Origin of the sequence: Methanosphaera sp. ISO3-F5 (assembly GCF_034480035.2) — an archaeon.
Classification (GTDB): Archaea; Methanobacteriota; Methanobacteria; order Methanobacteriales; family Methanobacteriaceae; genus Methanosphaera.
Genome location: NZ_CP118753.2, coordinates 421791 through 438369, shown reverse-complemented (window position 1 = coordinate 438369; position 16579 = coordinate 421791). Strand labels below are relative to the sequence as shown.

The following is a 16579-nucleotide window of genomic DNA, read 5'->3' as shown; positions in this document are numbered from 1 at the left end:
CATATCTTGAAAAAATAGGTTGGGAAATTGAAAAATTATTCAGGTAAGTTTAATTTCCATAGATAATATAATTCTTCAACTTTATCCTGTTTTTTAGATCGTTTTTTAGATTTCTTTTTAAGAGTAGATTCTTCACCAGTCCAATCGTCAACTACTTCATCTAAGTAGTTTGCTATTTCTTCATCATAATAACGAGTACCTATGGTGTAACATTCTGCTTCGTTACGAATATAAATTATTCCTGGCTTATCGTCATCACCAGCACCTTTTTCGTTCATAATATCGGTTATTTTTAATAATATGTCATAATATTTCTTTGCTACCATGAAGATATCTCCTTAAAATTAACGTAAAATATAATATTACTATTTATATTTAATACAGTATATTAATTTTTAGTACAAAAAATTAATCACAGTCTTCGAAAACTTTTTCATCAAAATGGGTTTGTTTAATTTTTTTAATGATTTTACAAGTACTATCCAATTCAAATTTCTTATAATCTTCAATTTTAACTACTTTAATTCTTAAACCTATATCTTCTAGTTGTTTTTGTAGTTTTATTGGAGAAAATTTTTGATCAGGACCTATTGCTATAATATCTGGTTGAATTTCTTGAACTATTTTAAAAGGATTTCCTTCATTACCTATGAAAACTTTATCAACTATTTCTAATTTTGATATTAATTCTGCTCTTTGGTCTTGTGGCATGATAGGTATTCGTTTATGTTTTTCAACTGTTTTATCTGTTGCAATTATAACAAATAATTCCGCTTTGGTTCCACCCAACTTTTTTGCTTCTTCTAAATAAAAAACATGCCCAGGATGTAAAATATCAAATGTTCCGGAAGCCATTACTTTAATATTATCATTTCCCCCATATCATTTTTGAAATTTAAGTGTGTCTTCGAAATTAATTAAACCTTTATATAATGCTGATCCAATGACAACATAATCAGTGCCCAATTCTGATAAAATTTTCAAGTCATTTAATGATGTTATTCCACCAGAATAGATGATTGGAATATTTATATTAGACAATAATTCCTTAACTGGTTTTAAATCAACACCACCAAGTAATCCTTCAACATCAACATTCGTAAATAATATTGAACCAGCACCTTTTTCTTCAAAAATTTTAGCATAGTCTACTGGTGATTTATCTGTATATTCTGTCCATCCATGAGTTACAACTTTATTATCTTTACTATCTAATGAAACACAGATTCTCTCTGAACCATATTCCTCAGATAGTTGTGTTATATACTCCGGATTTTTTATAGCCATTGTCCCTATTATTACGGTATTAATTCCAGACTCAAGTAATTTTTTTGCATCTTCTATTGTCCTTATTCCTCCACCCATTTGTATAGGTACTTCGGATTTTTGGATAATTTTTTTAACTATTTCAAGGTTTTCTCCACTGCCTAATGCACCATCCAAATCTACTATATGTAACCTTTTTGCGCCTTTATTAATCCAGTGCATTGCTACTTCATCAGGATTATCTATTATTACTTGTTCAGTTCCTGGTTCTCCTTGAACTAATTGAACACATTTACCATTTTTAAGGTCTACTGCAGGAATTATTATCATGAAATCAACTCTTTTTAATTATTCTTATAAATATTAGTATGTTATATTAATTACATTTAATTTTCTAATCTATCCCTAATTAATTTAAAACATAAGATACATAATAAGTATTAATAAATTTTTGAGAATTGTAATCTATGAGAAGAGTTGCATTAAAAATTGCTTATATCGGTACTAACTTTCATGGTTATCAACGTCAACCGGATTATCGTACAGTTGAGGGAGAACTTTTAAAAGCTTTTTTTGAAGCGGGAGTGATAACAGATACTTGGAAAGCACATTATTCTGTTGCTGGTAGAACTGATAAAGGAGTGCATTCTACGGGTAATGTTATTTCATTTATTACTGATGAGGAAATAAGATTAAATTATTTGAATGGTTTATTGCCTAAAGATGTTAAGATTATTGGAGAAGCTAAAGTGCCTTATGGGTTTAAAGTAAGATTCCCCTTATCCAGAACTTATACTTATGTTCAACCATTAACACCTTTTGAAGAAAATAAATTAGATATAGATCAGATGAAAGAGGCTATGCAATACTTTATTGGAGAACACAACTTTAGAAACTTTTCTAAACGTAATGAAAAAAATCCTAATAGAAAAATTTTTGACATGCAACTATTTGTTGAAGATAATTTGTTAATTTTTAAAGTTATAGGGGAAAGTTTTCTATGGAATATGGTAAGAAAGATGGTGACTTCTTTAATGTGGATTGGTCAAGGAAAGCTTGATTTAAATGATTTTAAAAGATTGTTTGAACCAATTGACTTAAGGGAAAGAATTAGGTTACAGCCTTCTCCTGCTAATGGTTTAATTCTTAGTGATATGGATTATAAAAATATTAAATTTAAGGATTGTGAATATTCTAAAAATAAATTAATAACGGAATTACAGAAGCAATATATTTACCATAACCAAGAGAAATTAACAAATTTAAAAATGATGAAATTATTAAGCAAAATATAAGTGATGTTATATGAAGATTGGTGTTGTATTGGGTACAAGACCCGAAATTATTAAAATGTCCTCGATTATTGATGAAATCAGTAATAGAAATCATGAATGTGTAATAATACATACAGGACAACATTATGATATAGAAATGTCAAAGCAATTTTTTTCAGATTTAAATCTTCCATTGCCAAAATATAATATAGGAATCGGTTCCAATACTGCAATTCAGCAAGTTAGTAAGATTATTGTAAAGTTAGAAGAGATACTGGTTAATGAGAAGATAGATATTGTGTTAGTGCAGGGAGATACTAATGCTGTTTTAGCTGGTGCATTAGCAGCAAATAAGCTTAAAATACCTGTAGGTCATGTTGAAGCAGGACTTAGATCATTTGATAAGGATATGCCAGAGGAAACTAATAGGATACTGGCAGATAATTGTTCTACCTTATTCTTTGTTCCTACTGTAGAAACAGCAATAAATTTACAGAACGAGGGAATTAATCATAACAGTATACACGTTACTGGAAATAGTATTGTTGATGCATGTCAAAGAAACTTAGACATTGCCTTAGAAAAAAGTGATGTTGCAAATTATATTAAATTTGAAAACTATATTGCATTAACATTACACCGAGCGGAAAATGTTGATAATCCGGAACGTTTAAGAAATATTATAAACTGTTTAATAAAATTAGAACATGACATTGTTTTCCCTCTTCATCCACATACCCGGAAATCTTTAGAAACTAATGGATTATATGATCAAATAGCAAACAGTAAACATATTCAGATTACAAAACCTTTAGGTTACCTTGATTTTCTATACTTATTATCCAATAGTAGAATGATATTAACAGATTCCGGTGGAGTTCAGGAAGAAGCCATCACATTAAACATACCATGTGTAACTCTCAGATACAATACTGAACGTCCAGAAACTATAAGTGCTGGCGGAAACATACTAGCTGGAACTGATGAAAAAGAAATAAAAACCAACATTGAAAAGATATTGAACAATGAAAATGTTTATGAAACTATGGTTAAAGCCGTGAATCCTTACGGTAGTGGAAATACTTCCAAGATCATACTTGATATTATTGAAGACAGTTTTAATAATAATTCATTGAAAATTAGACAATCTGAGGAAATAATGGATTTTAAAGGTTATTATCTTAAAGTGATTGATGAAGAAATGACTGTTAAAGAATTTGAGGAAAAATATGAAAACCATATTATAGAACAAATATTTTATGAAAATACTCCAGAACTTATTGAAGATACAAGTGATTTAAAAGATAAAATTATTATTGTTAAAAAATTTGAACAACTGAAATAAACGGGATGATTAATGTGAATTTTGATACTATTAAAGTAGGCATATTTGGTCTAGGACATATTGGCTTACCTACTGCAGCAATTCTTGCAGATAATAATATTAAGGTATTAGGTGCTGATGTGAACAAGAATATTGTTGATAACCTTAATTTAGGAAAATGTACTTTTGACGAACCAGGACTTGAAGATTTGGTTAAAAAGGTTGTTAAAAATGGTTTTTTATCTGCTACTGATGATTTAGAATATGCTGCGAGGGCATCTGACATATTGATTGTGATAGTTCCCACACCTGTTTATGAAGATAAAAAGGCAGATTTGTCTTATGTTGTTTCTGCTTGTGAAAGTATCAAAAAAGGTTTGAAAAAAGGAAAATTAGTTATTATTGAAAGTACCGTTCCTCCTGAAACGGGAATTAATGTTGTTAAACCGTTACTTGAAGAATCTGGATTAAAATGTGGTGAAGATTTTTATCTTGCTTACAGTCCTGAAAGGGCTTTGCCGAATAATACTATTTATGAAATGACTCATAATGTTAGGATAGTTGGTGGTTTCAATGATAAAAGTGCTGACTTAACCGCCAAGCTTTATTCAAATATTACTCAGGGAGACATAATTAAAGTAAAAAACATTACAAGTGCAGAAATGGTTAAATTAATGGAAAACACTTATCGTGATGTTAACATTGCTTTAAGTAATGAATTGGCTTTGATTTGTGAAAAAATTGACGTGAACATTAATGAAGTGATAGAAGCTGCCAATTATCATCCTAGAGTAAATATTCATACACCTGGCCCTGGTGTTGGTGGTCATTGTATTCCTGTTGATCCATATTTTTTAATAGAAGTTGCTGAAAAATATGGTGGTAGTGCACAGTTAATTTCGGATTCACGTATGATTAATAATGGTATGCCGAAACATGTTCTTGAATTAATTTTGAATAATGAGAATATTAACAGTCAGAGTACTATTGGTATTTTAGGTATTGCTTATAAAGGAAATGTTGAGGATATTCGTGAAACGCCATCCGTAGATCTTATAGGTTTATTATTAGATGAAGGTTTTGATGTTTTTGTTAATGATCCTTTTGTTAAAGATGAGATTATTGAATCGTTTAATGTTAAATCAGTAGATTGTGAAGAAGTTCTTTCATGTGATTGTGTGGTATTGATGACTGATCATGATATGTATAAGGAGATTACTCCTGATATGATAAAAAATAAATTATTCATTTCAACCAGACCAATTTTAGATTCTGATATATTTAGAAATGCTGGAATTAAATTTGAAGCAATAGGTGACATAGACTATTAAGGTTTTCCTCATGAAATTACTTGTTTTTGAATATTCTAGTGTGTGTTTAGATGATAATCTAGTCTTTGAAGGTTTTCATATGTTAAGGGGACTTTTAAATGATTTAGAACATGTTTCTTTTTTTGATACTTATTTTTTAATCGATGAAAAATTAGATGTTTTCAGTTATGAAAATTGTAAAAGTATTTGTTTGGATTGTGAATTGTTTGAATGGTTAGATACGTATATTAATCAATTTGATTATTGTTTATTTGTTGCTCCTGAAGATAATTTGATTCAATATAGGCTCACCAGTTTATTGGAAGAGAAAAATATTAAAATTTTATGTCCTGATTCTAGGGCATCTTTTGTTTGTTCCAGTAAGTATTTAACATATAATAATATACCTGATGATATTTTAAAAATTAATACTTTGAAAATGAAGAGAGATTCTGTTGATTTAAATAAAATTGAAGAAGATTTTAAGTATAATTTTATTATTAAACCTGATGATAGAACTTCTTCTGATTTAATTTATCACATTACTAACAAAGATGAATTTGAAAGTGTTTTGAATGTTTATTCAGATAATAATATTAATACTATTTTAATACAAGAGTATCTTTCTGGAGAATCAGTTAGTGTTAGTGTAGTTTGTTATGAAGATGATGTAAATTGTATTAGTGTTAATTCCCAAATGATAAAAAGTGAAAATAATTGCTTGGAATATATTGGATGTACTTCACCTATAGAACATGATTATAAAACTGAATTATATGATATCAGTAAGAGAATAATTAAAGAAGTCCCCGGTTTAAAAGGTTTTGTTGGTATTGATTATATAATACATGATAAGAAAATCTATTTTGTGGAAATTAATTCCAGAATCACAACCCCCTTCATTATATTACAAGAGAAATGTAATGAAAATTTAACAGAGAACATTATTAAAACAATACATAATAAAAAAACAGAAAAAATAACATTCAACGGAAAAGGAAAATTTATAAAAACCAATAATATAAGCAAATAGAACTATTACAATTATTTTCCAGATAATAAAAACATCTGAATCAGACAAATCATACTCCATAACAAATAATATAATACATATAAAAAGAACATGAAAAAAAGGTGAAAAATATGAAAATAATGGGTTTAGATATTGGCGGAGCAAATACAGACTGCAGCATAATAGAAATTAAAGATAAAAAAATTGTTAATCTAAAAAATTACCGAGAATATTTTCCAATGTGGAAAAATAAAGACCAATTACAGGATTGTTTAAAAAAATTTTGTAGAAATGAAGAAGACATTGATGTAGTTTGTGTTTCGATGACTGCAGAATTAGCTGATGGATACAATAGCAAAAAAGAAGGTGTTGAAGACATTTCACAAAAAGTAATGGAAATATTCAACGACAAAGAAGTTTACTTTGTTACATTTGAAGGATTAAAAACATATACCCAATTAAAAGAAAATCCCCTAAATGCAGCTGCTGCAAATTGGATAGGAACTGCAGAATTAATAAAACACATAGGAAAAGATTGCATTTTTATAGATATGGGTTCTACAACAACCGATATTATTCCTATTAAAAACTTAAAAGAATCAGCTTCAGGACATACAGATTTAGAACGTTTAAGTACTGGTGAATTAATATATACTGGAATGTTAAGAACTAACCTTACCTCAATAGTCCATACAGTCCCAATTTATAGAAAAAGCACATGTGTAAGCAGTGAACTTTTTACAATAACAGGAGACATACACAGAATACTAAATAACATACAAGAAGAGGATTATACTTGTGATACACCGGATGGAAATGATAAAAGTATAAAATCCTGTAAAAGACGATTAGCAAGATTAGTATGTGCTGATTTAGATACACTAGATGATGAAGAAATAATTAAATTAGCAGAATATATAGAAAAAAAGCAATTAGAACAGATCGTAACAGGACTAAATAAGGTAGTAACCAGAACAAAAATAGATACTGCCATCATAGTTTCATATGGTAGTGGAAACTTATGTCAAAAAGCAGTTGAAAAATTAAATATGAACGTTATACCGTTAGAAAAATACATATCTAAAAAAGTAATTAATGTCATAACTTCATTAGGTGCTATTCAAATGTATTTGGATAAAAAGGATAAAAATATAGTATTATTAGAAGAAATTTAGTATGATTAATACCAAACATCTTTTAATTTTATAGCATATGCAAATATGTTTGCACCCAAATGGAAAAATATACTTAGAATTAATATAATAAGAATTACTTCCCAGGACAATTTAATGACGATGGAAACAAACAATAATGAAACAATTACAAAATCTAGTTGATCAAGTAATGGTACAGGTTTTCCTCGTTCAAAATTTAATCTTCTTTTAATGAAACTACCTATGATATCACCAATTAATGCACCAAATCCTAAAAGAAAACCAATCAATAATCCCCGTAAAACATTTCCAGATAGAAAAGTTATCTGTGAAGATGAAATGTTAAATAATGTTGATAAAATTCCATAATCTGCTAATAATCCCAGCAATCCACCAACAATCATACCAAGTAGGCCACCACCAATTAAGCCTCTCCAAGTACAACCATCACCAGTAAATCTTCTGCCATCCCAAGCATTTTTACCAAAATCAATGGGTGTTCCTCCCCCAAATACTAATGCTGAACCATTAGCAAAGTAAGCTGGAATCATTAAATAAATTGAATATAAAACTGTTAAAATAAAATCCATAGTATCTCGTCTTTTCTTTATATATAATATTATCTAATTAATTTATAAATAATTTTACATTTTGAAAAATATGAAAAATAGAAAATGTAATGTTAATACTAGTTGAAAAACTTAAAAATAAAATATTACTAAAATAAAAAAAAATTAAAAAATAATCTAACATACATCAATTAAATATAAATAAAAAATATATTTAATAAAAGACAAACCTAATATTAGTTAAAATTATTAATAAATAAAAAAATTCAAAAATAATAATTATTATTTATATTTAGGGGAGGGATTAATATTACAACAATCTCTAAAACAAAAAGTTTATGTCCAGAATGTTTAAAGATTCTAGACGCTGAAGTTTATACAGAAAATAACAGTATATATATTAAAAAAACATGCCCAGAACATGGCTCATTTAATAATACATACTGGAGAGATGAAACTGCTTATAACAAAGCTTTAAAATATGAAGCAAAACCACACCAATTAACAAACTTAAATCAAGATATAGATGGTGACTGTCCATCAAATTGTGGTTTATGTAAAGAACATGAAAGTCAAACAATTTTAGGTTTGATAGATGTTACAAATAGGTGTAATTTAAGATGCCCAATATGTTTTGCAAATGCTGCGACATCAGGAACATTATATGAACCATCACAAGATGAAATTAGACATATGCTAAGAAATTTAAGAAAAAACCAACCAGTTGCAACACCTGCAATACAGTACTCTGGTGGAGAACCAACTGTAAGAGATGATATTGTAGAATTAGTAAAAATTGCTAAAGAAGAAGGATTCACACATACTCAAATTGCAACAAATGGATTAGCATTAGCAAATAATGAAAATTTAGCAAAAGAATTAAAAGAAGCTGGTTTGAACACTGTTTACTTACAGTTTGATGGAATAACTGAAGAACCATACATTAAAACAAGAAATGCTAATATATTCCACAAAAAATTAGAAGCTATAGAAAATTGTAGAAAAGCAAAGCTTGGAATTGTTCTAGTTCCAACATTAGTTAAAGGAATAAACAATGACCAAATTGGAAAAATCATCGAATTTGCTTTGGACAATGTTGACATTATTAGAGGAGTTAATTTCCAACCAGTATCCTTTGCAGGAAGAACACCTTCAGACAAAGTTGAAGAACAACGTATTACCATAGATGACTTTATGAAAAATGTGGAAAAACAAACTAATTTCAACATTACAGAAGATGCATTTTATTCAGCATCCACAGTAGCTCCAGTATCTGATTTAATTGCTGCAATGAGTGGTACTGATGCAGAAGTTACACTTACCTGTCATGAACACTGTGGTATAGGAACATATGTGTTTAAAGAAGAAGATGGAACTGTTATTCCAATAACTGACTTCATTGATGTAGATAACTTCATTAATTTAATTGAAAAAAGCATACCTGATATTCAGAAAAATTCAAAAATTTCCAAAACTAAAACTATTGCCCGTGCTTTAAAAGAGTTACCAAAAACAGTTGATACCAAAAAATCTCCATCATACATTAATATTATTGACCTGTTAAAAAACATATTTATTAAACAGGATTATGATGCTTTAGGAGATTTCCATTTAAATGCTTTATTAATATCATGTATGCATTTCATGGATCCATTTAACTTTGATCAAAAAAGGGTGCGCAGATGTGTTATTCACTATGCAACACCGGATGGTAGAGTTATACCTTTCTGTTCTATGAATAATCTATATCGAGAAAGTATTGAAGATAAATTTAATATCCCTTTAGAATCTGATAGAGCAAAAGAGATTTTGGCTAATATTCGTAAAGTTAAACTAGAAAACAGGTAGTACCTTTTACAATCCCCACCTTTAATTATATTTTATTTTATTTGTAATTAAGAAATTTTTTTTTTGAAAATAAGTTATGATGTAATTATCTTAAGAAGTAAAATTATTAAAGAATTTAATGAAAAAAATTATAATAGAATATTTTGTTAATTTTATCATATAACGACTATAATTTACATTTTTTATTAAGAAAAAAAGTATTTAAATCAAATAGTTTATTATAAATCTGATAAAAAAGCAAAATTTAATAGAATAACATATATTCAGAATAGTTTTGATTAAATAGTAATTTATGATTATTTTATACTAATATTGAGATAATTAGCTCTAAAAATAAAAAAAAATGATAATATATTAATACTATAAAAAATAAACTATAATAACATACTTTAATATGTATAACTAATATAACACAGACAATAAATAAAATGAATTGATATTTAAATATCAATAAAATAATTAGTAAAAATTTTAGAATTTTATGATAAAAAAAAGAAAAAATTTTATCTAAAATGGTTTTTATTAATATATCATGTTTTTTTTTAAAAAAAAAAAAAAAAAAAAATATAAATAAAATGCATGGAGATGAAAAAATGAGTAATTTACCATTAACTCCACTTGGAAGAATTATTAAAAGTGGTGGAGCAGAAAGAGTTAGTGAGGATGCTAAAGTAGCATTATCTGAATTTTTAGAGGATATTTCACAAGATCTCACTAAATTAGCTTTAGAAAATGCTGAAGAACAAGGAAGAAAAACTTTAAAAGCACAAGACATAGAAGTTGCATATAAAAAATTATTTTAGGTAACTTTCATCTATATTTATTAAAAAAAGTTTTTCACATACTCAAAATCTTTTTGAGATAAAATTACATTTTTATAATAAATTTTCTTATTTTCTATTATTTTAAACATCACAACTTCATAATCTATATTGAAGAAAGTATCTTTTACATTAATTAGTTTTAACAAGACAATAGGATATATTTCTTTGTTAGCCACTGTTATTGAATCTAATTCAAAAAATTTTTTATAATTCATTATTCTTTACCTAATATTGTTTTAATTACCATTATGAGTTTTTTATTTTTGATGATTATTATTCCGATTTTTAATACATTTACTAATTTTATATTAAAATTAATATCACAATCTGTTTTGATTATTGTTTCATTTATGTGTGGTGTTAGTAGTAAGTGAAAATTTAAGGGATATAATGGTGCGGATATGGTCCAGATTAAATTACAGATTTTTATTGTTAAGTTATTATCTCCTAGTCCTAGATCCATATTTATTTTTGAATAATTAAATTTGATCATACCAGTTATTAGTTGAATTATATGATATAATTCATATTTACTGTCTAATAATAATTGACTTATTTTTTTGATTTTGGTATAGTCTTTTGTATTTGTATTTGTATTTTGTTCTGTTTTTTCTTCTGGTAATTCGTCAGTTTCTGTGTTTGATTCTATTTTAGTTGAGTGTAGTTGTTTAACTTTTGAGAAAAGTTTTATGCTTATTCCAATAGTGGGGTTTGAATTAATTTCAGATATTTCTATTTGTATGAATAGAAATATGATGGTTACTGATAAAATGTAATCTAAATCATGATTTTTAAAAAGTATATGTAGATGCCATGTCTTAAAAAATAATAAAAAAACAAGTATAACAATAATAATTAAAAGTATAATTAAAATTTCAGTAATCATTACTAATCAGTCCAATTTTTTTTAATCATGTTTTTAATATTATTGTATTGAATTTATGAGATTATTTTTTGTCTTGTTTAGGTTTAATTTTTGTTTTTATTTTATCGATATTAGTATCAGCTGGAGCTTCAGAAGCAGGTTTTATATTAGAATTTTCTAATAAACCAAATATTGTTTTACCTACACCAGACAATAAATCTTCTAATGGTGTATCTTGATTATCTAAACGAACTAATTCTACTCCTTCAGGGCCCGGAACATTATTATAAACAATTAGTAAAGCAATTGGATCTATAGATCCTCCTCCACCAACACCACCAAGATCAGTTTTACTCTCATCTGATTTATTTGCAACACCTATACCAAAACCTAATGCTGTTTTAGAAATAGGAATTATTGTTTTGTCTTGGGTGACTATTGGTTCACCAACAATACTATTAGTATTCATAAGTTTTTGTATTTCATCTAAAGTTTTTTCAATAGAATTATTAAAATCCATATTTATTCCTCAATAATAAACGTATATAGAAATATATCTAGTAAGTGTATAATATAAATTTTGAAATTATAATAAAAATAGAACTATATATAAAAGTATATGCCGTGAGCCGGACTTGAACCAGCGACATCCAGATCTTCAGTCTGGCGTTCTCCCAACTGAACTATCACGGCGATTAAAAATAATTTATGGGCCGAACGAGATTCGAACTCGCGATCCCCTCCACGTCAAGGAGGTATCATACCTCTAGACCATCGGCCCAGAAATATCTCTCTAAAGACTAATAATATGTTTACACTTTATCATATATAAACTTAATGGTTTTGAAAAAAATTAATGACGAGTCAATCTATGAATAATATATTCACCAATTAACCCTCCAATACCTGTTAAAATAGTACATATAACAATTGAAACAATTAAAGTCAACAAATCCTTTGAAGCAAACAAGGTTATTAAACCAACAACAACACCTACAGTTGAAGCAGTAGTTAACGAATCCTTATAGCTCATTTTTGGAATAATCAGTACAGACATTATACCTGAAAGTATTAATGAAACACTAATTATCAACATTAAAGAGCTGATATTTTGAGTAGCAAAAGCCATAATATCCGTAGGTAACTCAGAAGAACCTAATATAAACTGAAATCCCACTAATGAAAAGAAAAAGAAATCAATTAACCCAATAATTAATGAAAAAATCCTAAAAAGTATACTGTTCTTTGGAGAAAAATTAGGATTAGCCTGAATAATAATAGTTTTATTTGAATCAGAAAAATCAATATCACTGACTAAACCCGTTGATTTTTGAAAATCCTGAAAACTATTAAGATCATACTGAAAATGTAAATTAGTAGAACCACAATGTAAACAAGCACCAGTTTCTCTAGGATTCATAGAATTACAAGACAAACATATCTTATTATATGAAACTTTTGGAATATGAATATTATTTAAGACCATATTTAATTCAGTATTATTCGGTACAAATTCCAATATATGTCCACATTTTTCACATTTATCAAAGTTCAAAGGTATATTTTCATCAACTTCAACAAAATTCTTACAATTTCGACATACTATATAACTCATAATTATCAATTCTTTATTAATTTTTCTAAAATAAATACTTTATTCTAATTAAATTTTAAATCTTTTCTGCTTGCAAATAAGTTCTTTTACCTTCAATTATCTTAACATTAACAAAAGAACCTATATCAACATTTTCAACAATAACATTCTTATATGAATTAGTATAACCAACAAATCCACCAGAAGAACCTTCTCCAGTAATTAAAACTATTTGTTCAGTACCTTCATACCTCTTGTTATTTTCTAACATAACATCTGTTTTAACTTGATTAATTTTATGAGAACGTTCCTTCATAATTTTATGATCTATTTCTTTCAATGAACTTGATTTTGCACCAGGCCTATGCATATACTTAGAAATATGAATAATATCCGGCTTTATTTCATACAATAAATCCAAAGTTTGCTGAAAATCTTCATCAGTTTCAGTAGGATAACCTATAATAATATCAGTAGCTAAGGACAAATCTGGAATTTCTTCTCTGAACTTATTAATCATATGCTTATATTCATCCAAACTATGTAAACGATTCATTTCTTGTAAAACTTTAGGACTGCCTGTCTGAACAGGTATGTGAACAAAATTATATATTTTTTCATTGTTTTTAAATGCAGATATTACTTCATCCAATTGTCCTTTTAGACTTTTTGGATGCATCATTCCAACCCTAATACGAAAATCACCATCTATTGATGCTATGGCATTTAATAAATCAGCAAAAGATTCTCCAGAATCCTGACCATAACATGCAGAATCTTGAGCAGTAACTTGTAACTCCTTACAACCACGTTTTATTGCTTCCCTTGCTTCATCTACAATAATGTCTATAGGGTAACTTATTAAAAATCCACGAGCTATTTTAGTACAACAAAAAGTACAAGCACCATTACATCCCTCACATATTTGAAGTATATGAGTCAGTGAATCAAAACTTTTATTTTTTGTTCCTGCCTTGATAATGGAAGTTTTACCATATTCATGAACTACTTCCCCATTAATAGCTTTGTCAACAACTTCATTGATTTTATCTAATTTATGAGGACCTATCCAACAAGCATCACCTGCAAACTTATTTAAACGTATGGGATCAACCTCTACCATACATCCTCCCACTATCAATTTTTTATCAGGATATTGGGTTTTAATCTTATCAATCTTAGTAATCATCTTCTGCTCTGTAGGTAATTTTACATAACAAGTATTTAAAATAATTATATCCGCTTCTTCTATAGAGTCCACAATTTCGTGACGTTCTTCCAGGATACTTGCCATAATTTCCCCGTCAGCTTGATTAAATGTGCATCCATGTGTTTCTAAATATATTTTCATGATACCACAAATTAATTATAATTTTTTTCTTTAGAAGTGACTTTTACAACATACTGAGATAAGTCTAGTTTAACTTTGGATTTATCTTTAGGAGATAATAATTTACCATAGACTCTTTTAATAACTCTTGCATAAGCAAATCCTTTCTTCATGTTACGTTCTAAAGTTTTGATTCCGTAAACCCTGAATTTTAAACCGTTTACTTCACCAACATCACCTATGGCAATAGCAAATTCTCTTTCAACTTCAATTTTGTATGAAATTACATTACCGGAATTATCTATAGATAATCCAATCCTTGACAAAGTATCTAATGATTTAGCCCATATTGTTTTAATTTCCACAACAGGACATTCATATACTCTGTTTCCTTCATTATTTTCAATAGAAGTAACTTCAACATCCTTATCATCAATATATAATAAAGTTCCAGTTTCAAGATATTCATCAGAATATAAGGGTATACTAGTTTTCCATGATGTTTCAAATTCGCTTATAACAACTCTAACTTGAATTTCTTGAGCTTCTTCGGGAAGAGTTTCATGATATACATGACCACATTCATCACACTTTACTAATAATTCTTTATTTTTTTTTCCTTTGGATTTTAATATTTCATATTCATCAAATCCACAACTTGGACATACCATAAATTTATTCCTCCTTCTTATTTTTTAAGTATTGTTCAACCAATCCACCATTTTCTAAAATATTAAGCATTGCTGGATCAAAAGGTTTGATATTAACAGTAATATCCTTAGAAATGTTAGTTATAATACCTTTTTCTACATTAACTTCAAGAATATCTCCTTCATCAGCTTCAATATCTGCTGTGATTACTGGTAACCCAATGTTAATAGCATTTCTATAGAATATCCTTGCGAATGATTTGGCTATTATTACAGAAACTCCTGCAGTTTTTATTGCTACTGGTGCCTGTTCTCTTGATGAACCGCATCCAAAATTCCATCCTGCAACTATGATATCCCCTTTATTAACTTTTTGTGAAAATTCTGGGTCTTCTGCTTCCATAACATGTGCTGCCAAATCTTCTGGATTAAATGTCCTCAGATATCTTCCTGCTATGATAACATCAGTATCTATACTATCCCTAAATTTCCATGCTTTTCCTTTCATTATTTCCATGTTTTATCCCCCTATTTCTTTAGTATTGAACCATGATTTTTTCCTTTTGTTACTCTTATTTCAGCAGTATTATCTGTTAATTCTTTCAACTCTTTTTGAAGTAATTTTGGATTTTCATCAGTAATTCCAAAACAAGTTGGACCAAATGAACTCATTCCAACTGAGGGTATGTTTAATAATTCCATGTGTTCCATAATCTCATGTATAGTAGAATCTTGAAGGTCTCGCTCTATTTTTTTAAAACCTAATCTTTGAATTTTATTTATTGCATCCCCAAAATTTTGTAAATCTTTTTCAACTATTGCTGGCATTAACTTCATTAAGGTTAAATAACTTATTTGCTGTACATTTTGAATATCAATAGGTGAATATGTTTGAAATATATCTATCTCTTTTTTTCCAGAAGCACCTTTAGTTGATTGTGGAGTTACAAGAATTATATTCCATTCTTCAGGAAAATCATAATGTGCTATTAATGGTGGTGGTGAAACTTTAGATGCTGAGGAAGGTAAATAATCTTTTTTTAAGGATTTTTTATGTCCCCCATCGATTATTAGCCCACCCATATCAAAAGAGTATACTCCGATACCACTAGTTCCTCCTCTTTGAATGATCTTTGCTAATTCTATGGTGCTTAAAGTATGTTCATTTAATTCAGAGATTAATTTAGCAACAGATAGGGATATTTGTGTTCCTAAACCTAATCCTTGATGAATAGGATAAAGTTTTTTAATGTTAAATTCATAGTTGTTATCTATATTCAGATATTTATTCATTTTATTAGTTGCGTCAATTATTTTTGTTTCATATGTGTCAAAGTGATAATCAGATAATTTTTTATCAAAAATTATTGTTGTATCTTCAGTAGATTCCTTACATTCAATATTTAATGTAGGTTCTTGAAGAGTAACACCTATACCACCATCTAGTCGACCTTCTAAACCATTAAGATCTATTAAAGATAAATGTAATCTTGCTGAAGTCTCTATTTCCAAAATAATACAACCTTAAACAATTTAAAAAATTTATATACTATATTTAT

At 27.8% G+C, this 16579-nt stretch carries 19 protein-coding genes and 2 tRNA genes; 7 read left to right on the top strand and 14 right to left on the bottom strand.

Going from position 1 to position 16579, the window contains the following annotated elements; genetic code table 11:
• Nucleotides 1-35: 35 nt before the first annotated feature.
• From PXD04_RS13800 to hisA, 3 genes are all read right to left on the bottom strand, one after another.
• Nucleotides 36-326, bottom strand: coding sequence for a hypothetical protein (locus PXD04_RS13800; protein ID WP_323735416.1), 291 nt, complete (start codon nt 324-326; stop codon nt 36-38).
• A gap of 82 nt (nt 327-408) precedes the next feature.
• On the bottom strand, nt 409-855 hold the full coding sequence (locus PXD04_RS13795) for an adenylyltransferase/cytidyltransferase family protein (protein ID WP_323735415.1): 447 nt from the start codon (nt 853-855) through the stop codon (nt 409-411).
• Nucleotides 856-882: 27 nt separating this feature from the next.
• Nucleotides 883-1596, bottom strand: a complete 714-nt coding sequence (gene hisA / locus PXD04_RS13790; protein ID WP_323735414.1) for a 1-(5-phosphoribosyl)-5-[(5-phosphoribosylamino)methylideneamino]imidazole-4-carboxamide isomerase — start codon at nt 1594-1596, stop codon at nt 883-885.
• 137 nt (nt 1597-1733) lie between these two features.
• On the opposite strand from hisA, the gene truA reads away from it, so the two are divergent.
• From truA to PXD04_RS13765, 5 genes are all read left to right on the top strand, one after another.
• Complete coding sequence (gene truA, locus PXD04_RS13785) at nt 1734-2561, top strand: tRNA pseudouridine(38-40) synthase TruA (protein WP_323735413.1); 828 nt, start codon at nt 1734-1736, stop codon at nt 2559-2561.
• 10 nt (nt 2562-2571) lie between these two features.
• Nucleotides 2572-3885, top strand: coding sequence for a non-hydrolyzing UDP-N-acetylglucosamine 2-epimerase (gene wecB, locus PXD04_RS13780; RefSeq protein WP_323735412.1), 1314 nt, complete (start codon nt 2572-2574; stop codon nt 3883-3885).
• A gap of 14 nt (nt 3886-3899) precedes the next feature.
• Nucleotides 3900-5195 carry a nucleotide sugar dehydrogenase gene (locus PXD04_RS13775; RefSeq protein WP_323735411.1) on the top strand — a complete coding sequence of 432 codons (1296 nt, stop codon included), beginning with the start codon at nt 3900-3902 and terminating at the stop codon, nt 5193-5195.
• Between the two features lie 10 nt (nt 5196-5205).
• On the top strand, nt 5206-6207 hold the full coding sequence (locus PXD04_RS13770; RefSeq protein ID WP_323735410.1) for an ATP-grasp domain-containing protein: 1002 nt from the start codon (nt 5206-5208) through the stop codon (nt 6205-6207).
• Nucleotides 6208-6317: 110 nt separating this feature from the next.
• Nucleotides 6318-7361 carry a hydantoinase/oxoprolinase family protein gene (locus PXD04_RS13765; RefSeq protein ID WP_323735409.1) on the top strand — a complete coding sequence of 348 codons (1044 nt, stop codon included), beginning with the start codon at nt 6318-6320 and terminating at the stop codon, nt 7359-7361.
• 5 nt (nt 7362-7366) lie between these two features.
• On the opposite strand, the gene PXD04_RS13760 is transcribed toward PXD04_RS13765, so the two are convergent.
• Nucleotides 7367-7930 (bottom strand): CDP-2,3-bis-(O-geranylgeranyl)-sn-glycerol synthase, encoded by a 564-nt coding sequence (locus PXD04_RS13760; RefSeq protein ID WP_323735408.1) that lies wholly within the window; start codon nt 7928-7930, stop codon nt 7367-7369.
• A 282-nt stretch (nt 7931-8212) separates the two neighbouring features.
• On the opposite strand from PXD04_RS13760, the gene tes reads away from it, so the two are divergent.
• Together tes and PXD04_RS13750 are read left to right on the top strand one after the other, a co-directional pair.
• Nucleotides 8213-9757, top strand: a complete 1545-nt coding sequence (tes, locus tag PXD04_RS13755; protein ID WP_323737436.1) for a tetraether lipid synthase Tes — start codon at nt 8213-8215, stop codon at nt 9755-9757.
• Between the two features lie 512 nt (nt 9758-10269).
• A complete protein-coding gene (locus PXD04_RS13750; RefSeq protein ID WP_323735407.1) occupies nt 10270-10560 on the top strand; it encodes a histone family protein in 291 nt (96 codons plus the stop codon).
• A 20-nt stretch (nt 10561-10580) separates the two neighbouring features.
• On the opposite strand, the gene PXD04_RS13745 is transcribed toward PXD04_RS13750, so the two are convergent.
• The 10 genes from PXD04_RS13745 to PXD04_RS13700 form a co-directional block, all read right to left on the bottom strand.
• Nucleotides 10581-10796, bottom strand: coding sequence for a hypothetical protein (locus PXD04_RS13745; RefSeq protein WP_323735406.1), 216 nt, complete (start codon nt 10794-10796; stop codon nt 10581-10583).
• The gene (locus PXD04_RS13740; RefSeq protein WP_323735405.1) at nt 10796-11467 is read right to left on the bottom strand and encodes a DUF2953 domain-containing protein; all 672 of its coding nucleotides are present in this window, start codon (nt 11465-11467) and stop codon (nt 10796-10798) included. The genes PXD04_RS13745 and PXD04_RS13740 overlap by 1 nt, the downstream gene beginning before the upstream one ends.
• Nucleotides 11468-11528: 61 nt before the next feature.
• Nucleotides 11529-11966 carry a GerW family sporulation protein gene (locus tag PXD04_RS13735; protein WP_323735404.1) on the bottom strand — a complete coding sequence of 146 codons (438 nt, stop codon included), beginning with the start codon at nt 11964-11966 and terminating at the stop codon, nt 11529-11531.
• 100 nt (nt 11967-12066) lie between these two features.
• Nucleotides 12067-12139: transfer RNA gene (locus PXD04_RS13730), tRNA-Phe, on the bottom strand.
• A 16-nt stretch (nt 12140-12155) separates the two neighbouring features.
• Nucleotides 12156-12227: transfer RNA gene (locus PXD04_RS13725), tRNA-Val, on the bottom strand.
• A 72-nt stretch (nt 12228-12299) separates the two neighbouring features.
• Entirely contained in the window at nt 12300-12965 is a 666-nt protein-coding gene (locus PXD04_RS13720; RefSeq protein ID WP_323735403.1) for a hypothetical protein, read from the bottom strand.
• Between the two features lie 151 nt (nt 12966-13116).
• Nucleotides 13117-14391 carry a tRNA (N(6)-L-threonylcarbamoyladenosine(37)-C(2))-methylthiotransferase gene (locus PXD04_RS13715; RefSeq protein WP_323735402.1) on the bottom strand — a complete coding sequence of 425 codons (1275 nt, stop codon included), beginning with the start codon at nt 14389-14391 and terminating at the stop codon, nt 13117-13119.
• Nucleotides 14392-14402: 11 nt separating this feature from the next.
• On the bottom strand, nt 14403-15041 hold the full coding sequence (locus PXD04_RS13710; RefSeq protein ID WP_323735401.1) for an HVO_0476 family zinc finger protein: 639 nt from the start codon (nt 15039-15041) through the stop codon (nt 14403-14405).
• Between the two features lie 4 nt (nt 15042-15045).
• The gene (hacB, locus tag PXD04_RS13705) at nt 15046-15537 is read right to left on the bottom strand and encodes a homoaconitase small subunit (protein ID WP_323735400.1); all 492 of its coding nucleotides are present in this window, start codon (nt 15535-15537) and stop codon (nt 15046-15048) included.
• An 11-nt stretch (nt 15538-15548) separates the two neighbouring features.
• A complete protein-coding gene (locus PXD04_RS13700) occupies nt 15549-16532 on the bottom strand; it encodes a beta-ribofuranosylaminobenzene 5'-phosphate synthase (protein WP_323735399.1) in 984 nt (327 codons plus the stop codon).
• Nucleotides 16533-16579: the final 47 nt, after the last annotated feature.

What these genes read in the sequence shown, in the direction of transcription:
- PXD04_RS13800 (WP_323735416.1), bottom strand. Translation starts at nt 326, where the DNA reads ATGGTAGCAAAGAAATATTATGACATATTATTAAAAATAACCGATATT.
- PXD04_RS13795 (WP_323735415.1), bottom strand. Translation starts at nt 855, where the DNA reads ATGGCTTCCGGAACATTTGATATTTTACATCCTGGGCATGTTTTTTAT.
- hisA (WP_323735414.1), bottom strand. Translation starts at nt 1,596, where the DNA reads ATGATAATAATTCCTGCAGTAGACCTTAAAAATGGTAAATGTGTTCAA.
- truA (WP_323735413.1), top strand. Translation starts at nt 1,734, where the DNA reads ATGAGAAGAGTTGCATTAAAAATTGCTTATATCGGTACTAACTTTCAT.
- wecB (WP_323735412.1), top strand. Translation starts at nt 2,572, where the DNA reads ATGAAGATTGGTGTTGTATTGGGTACAAGACCCGAAATTATTAAAATG.
- PXD04_RS13770 (WP_323735410.1), top strand. Translation starts at nt 5,206, where the DNA reads ATGAAATTACTTGTTTTTGAATATTCTAGTGTGTGTTTAGATGATAAT.
- PXD04_RS13765 (WP_323735409.1), top strand. Translation starts at nt 6,318, where the DNA reads ATGAAAATAATGGGTTTAGATATTGGCGGAGCAAATACAGACTGCAGC.
- PXD04_RS13760 (WP_323735408.1), bottom strand. Translation starts at nt 7,930, where the DNA reads ATGGATTTTATTTTAACAGTTTTATATTCAATTTATTTAATGATTCCA.
- PXD04_RS13750 (WP_323735407.1), top strand. Translation starts at nt 10,270, where the DNA reads ATGGTTTTTATTAATATATCATGTTTTTTTTTAAAAAAAAAAAAAAAA.
- PXD04_RS13745 (WP_323735406.1), bottom strand. Translation starts at nt 10,796, where the DNA reads ATGAATTATAAAAAATTTTTTGAATTAGATTCAATAACAGTGGCTAAC.
- PXD04_RS13740 (WP_323735405.1), bottom strand. Translation starts at nt 11,467, where the DNA reads ATGATTACTGAAATTTTAATTATACTTTTAATTATTATTGTTATACTT.
- PXD04_RS13735 (WP_323735404.1), bottom strand. Translation starts at nt 11,966, where the DNA reads ATGGATTTTAATAATTCTATTGAAAAAACTTTAGATGAAATACAAAAA.
- PXD04_RS13715 (WP_323735402.1), bottom strand. Translation starts at nt 14,391, where the DNA reads ATGAAAATATATTTAGAAACACATGGATGCACATTTAATCAAGCTGAC.
- PXD04_RS13710 (WP_323735401.1), bottom strand. Translation starts at nt 15,041, where the DNA reads ATGGTATGTCCAAGTTGTGGATTTGATGAATATGAAATATTAAAATCC.
- hacB (WP_323735400.1), bottom strand. Translation starts at nt 15,537, where the DNA reads ATGGAAATAATGAAAGGAAAAGCATGGAAATTTAGGGATAGTATAGAT.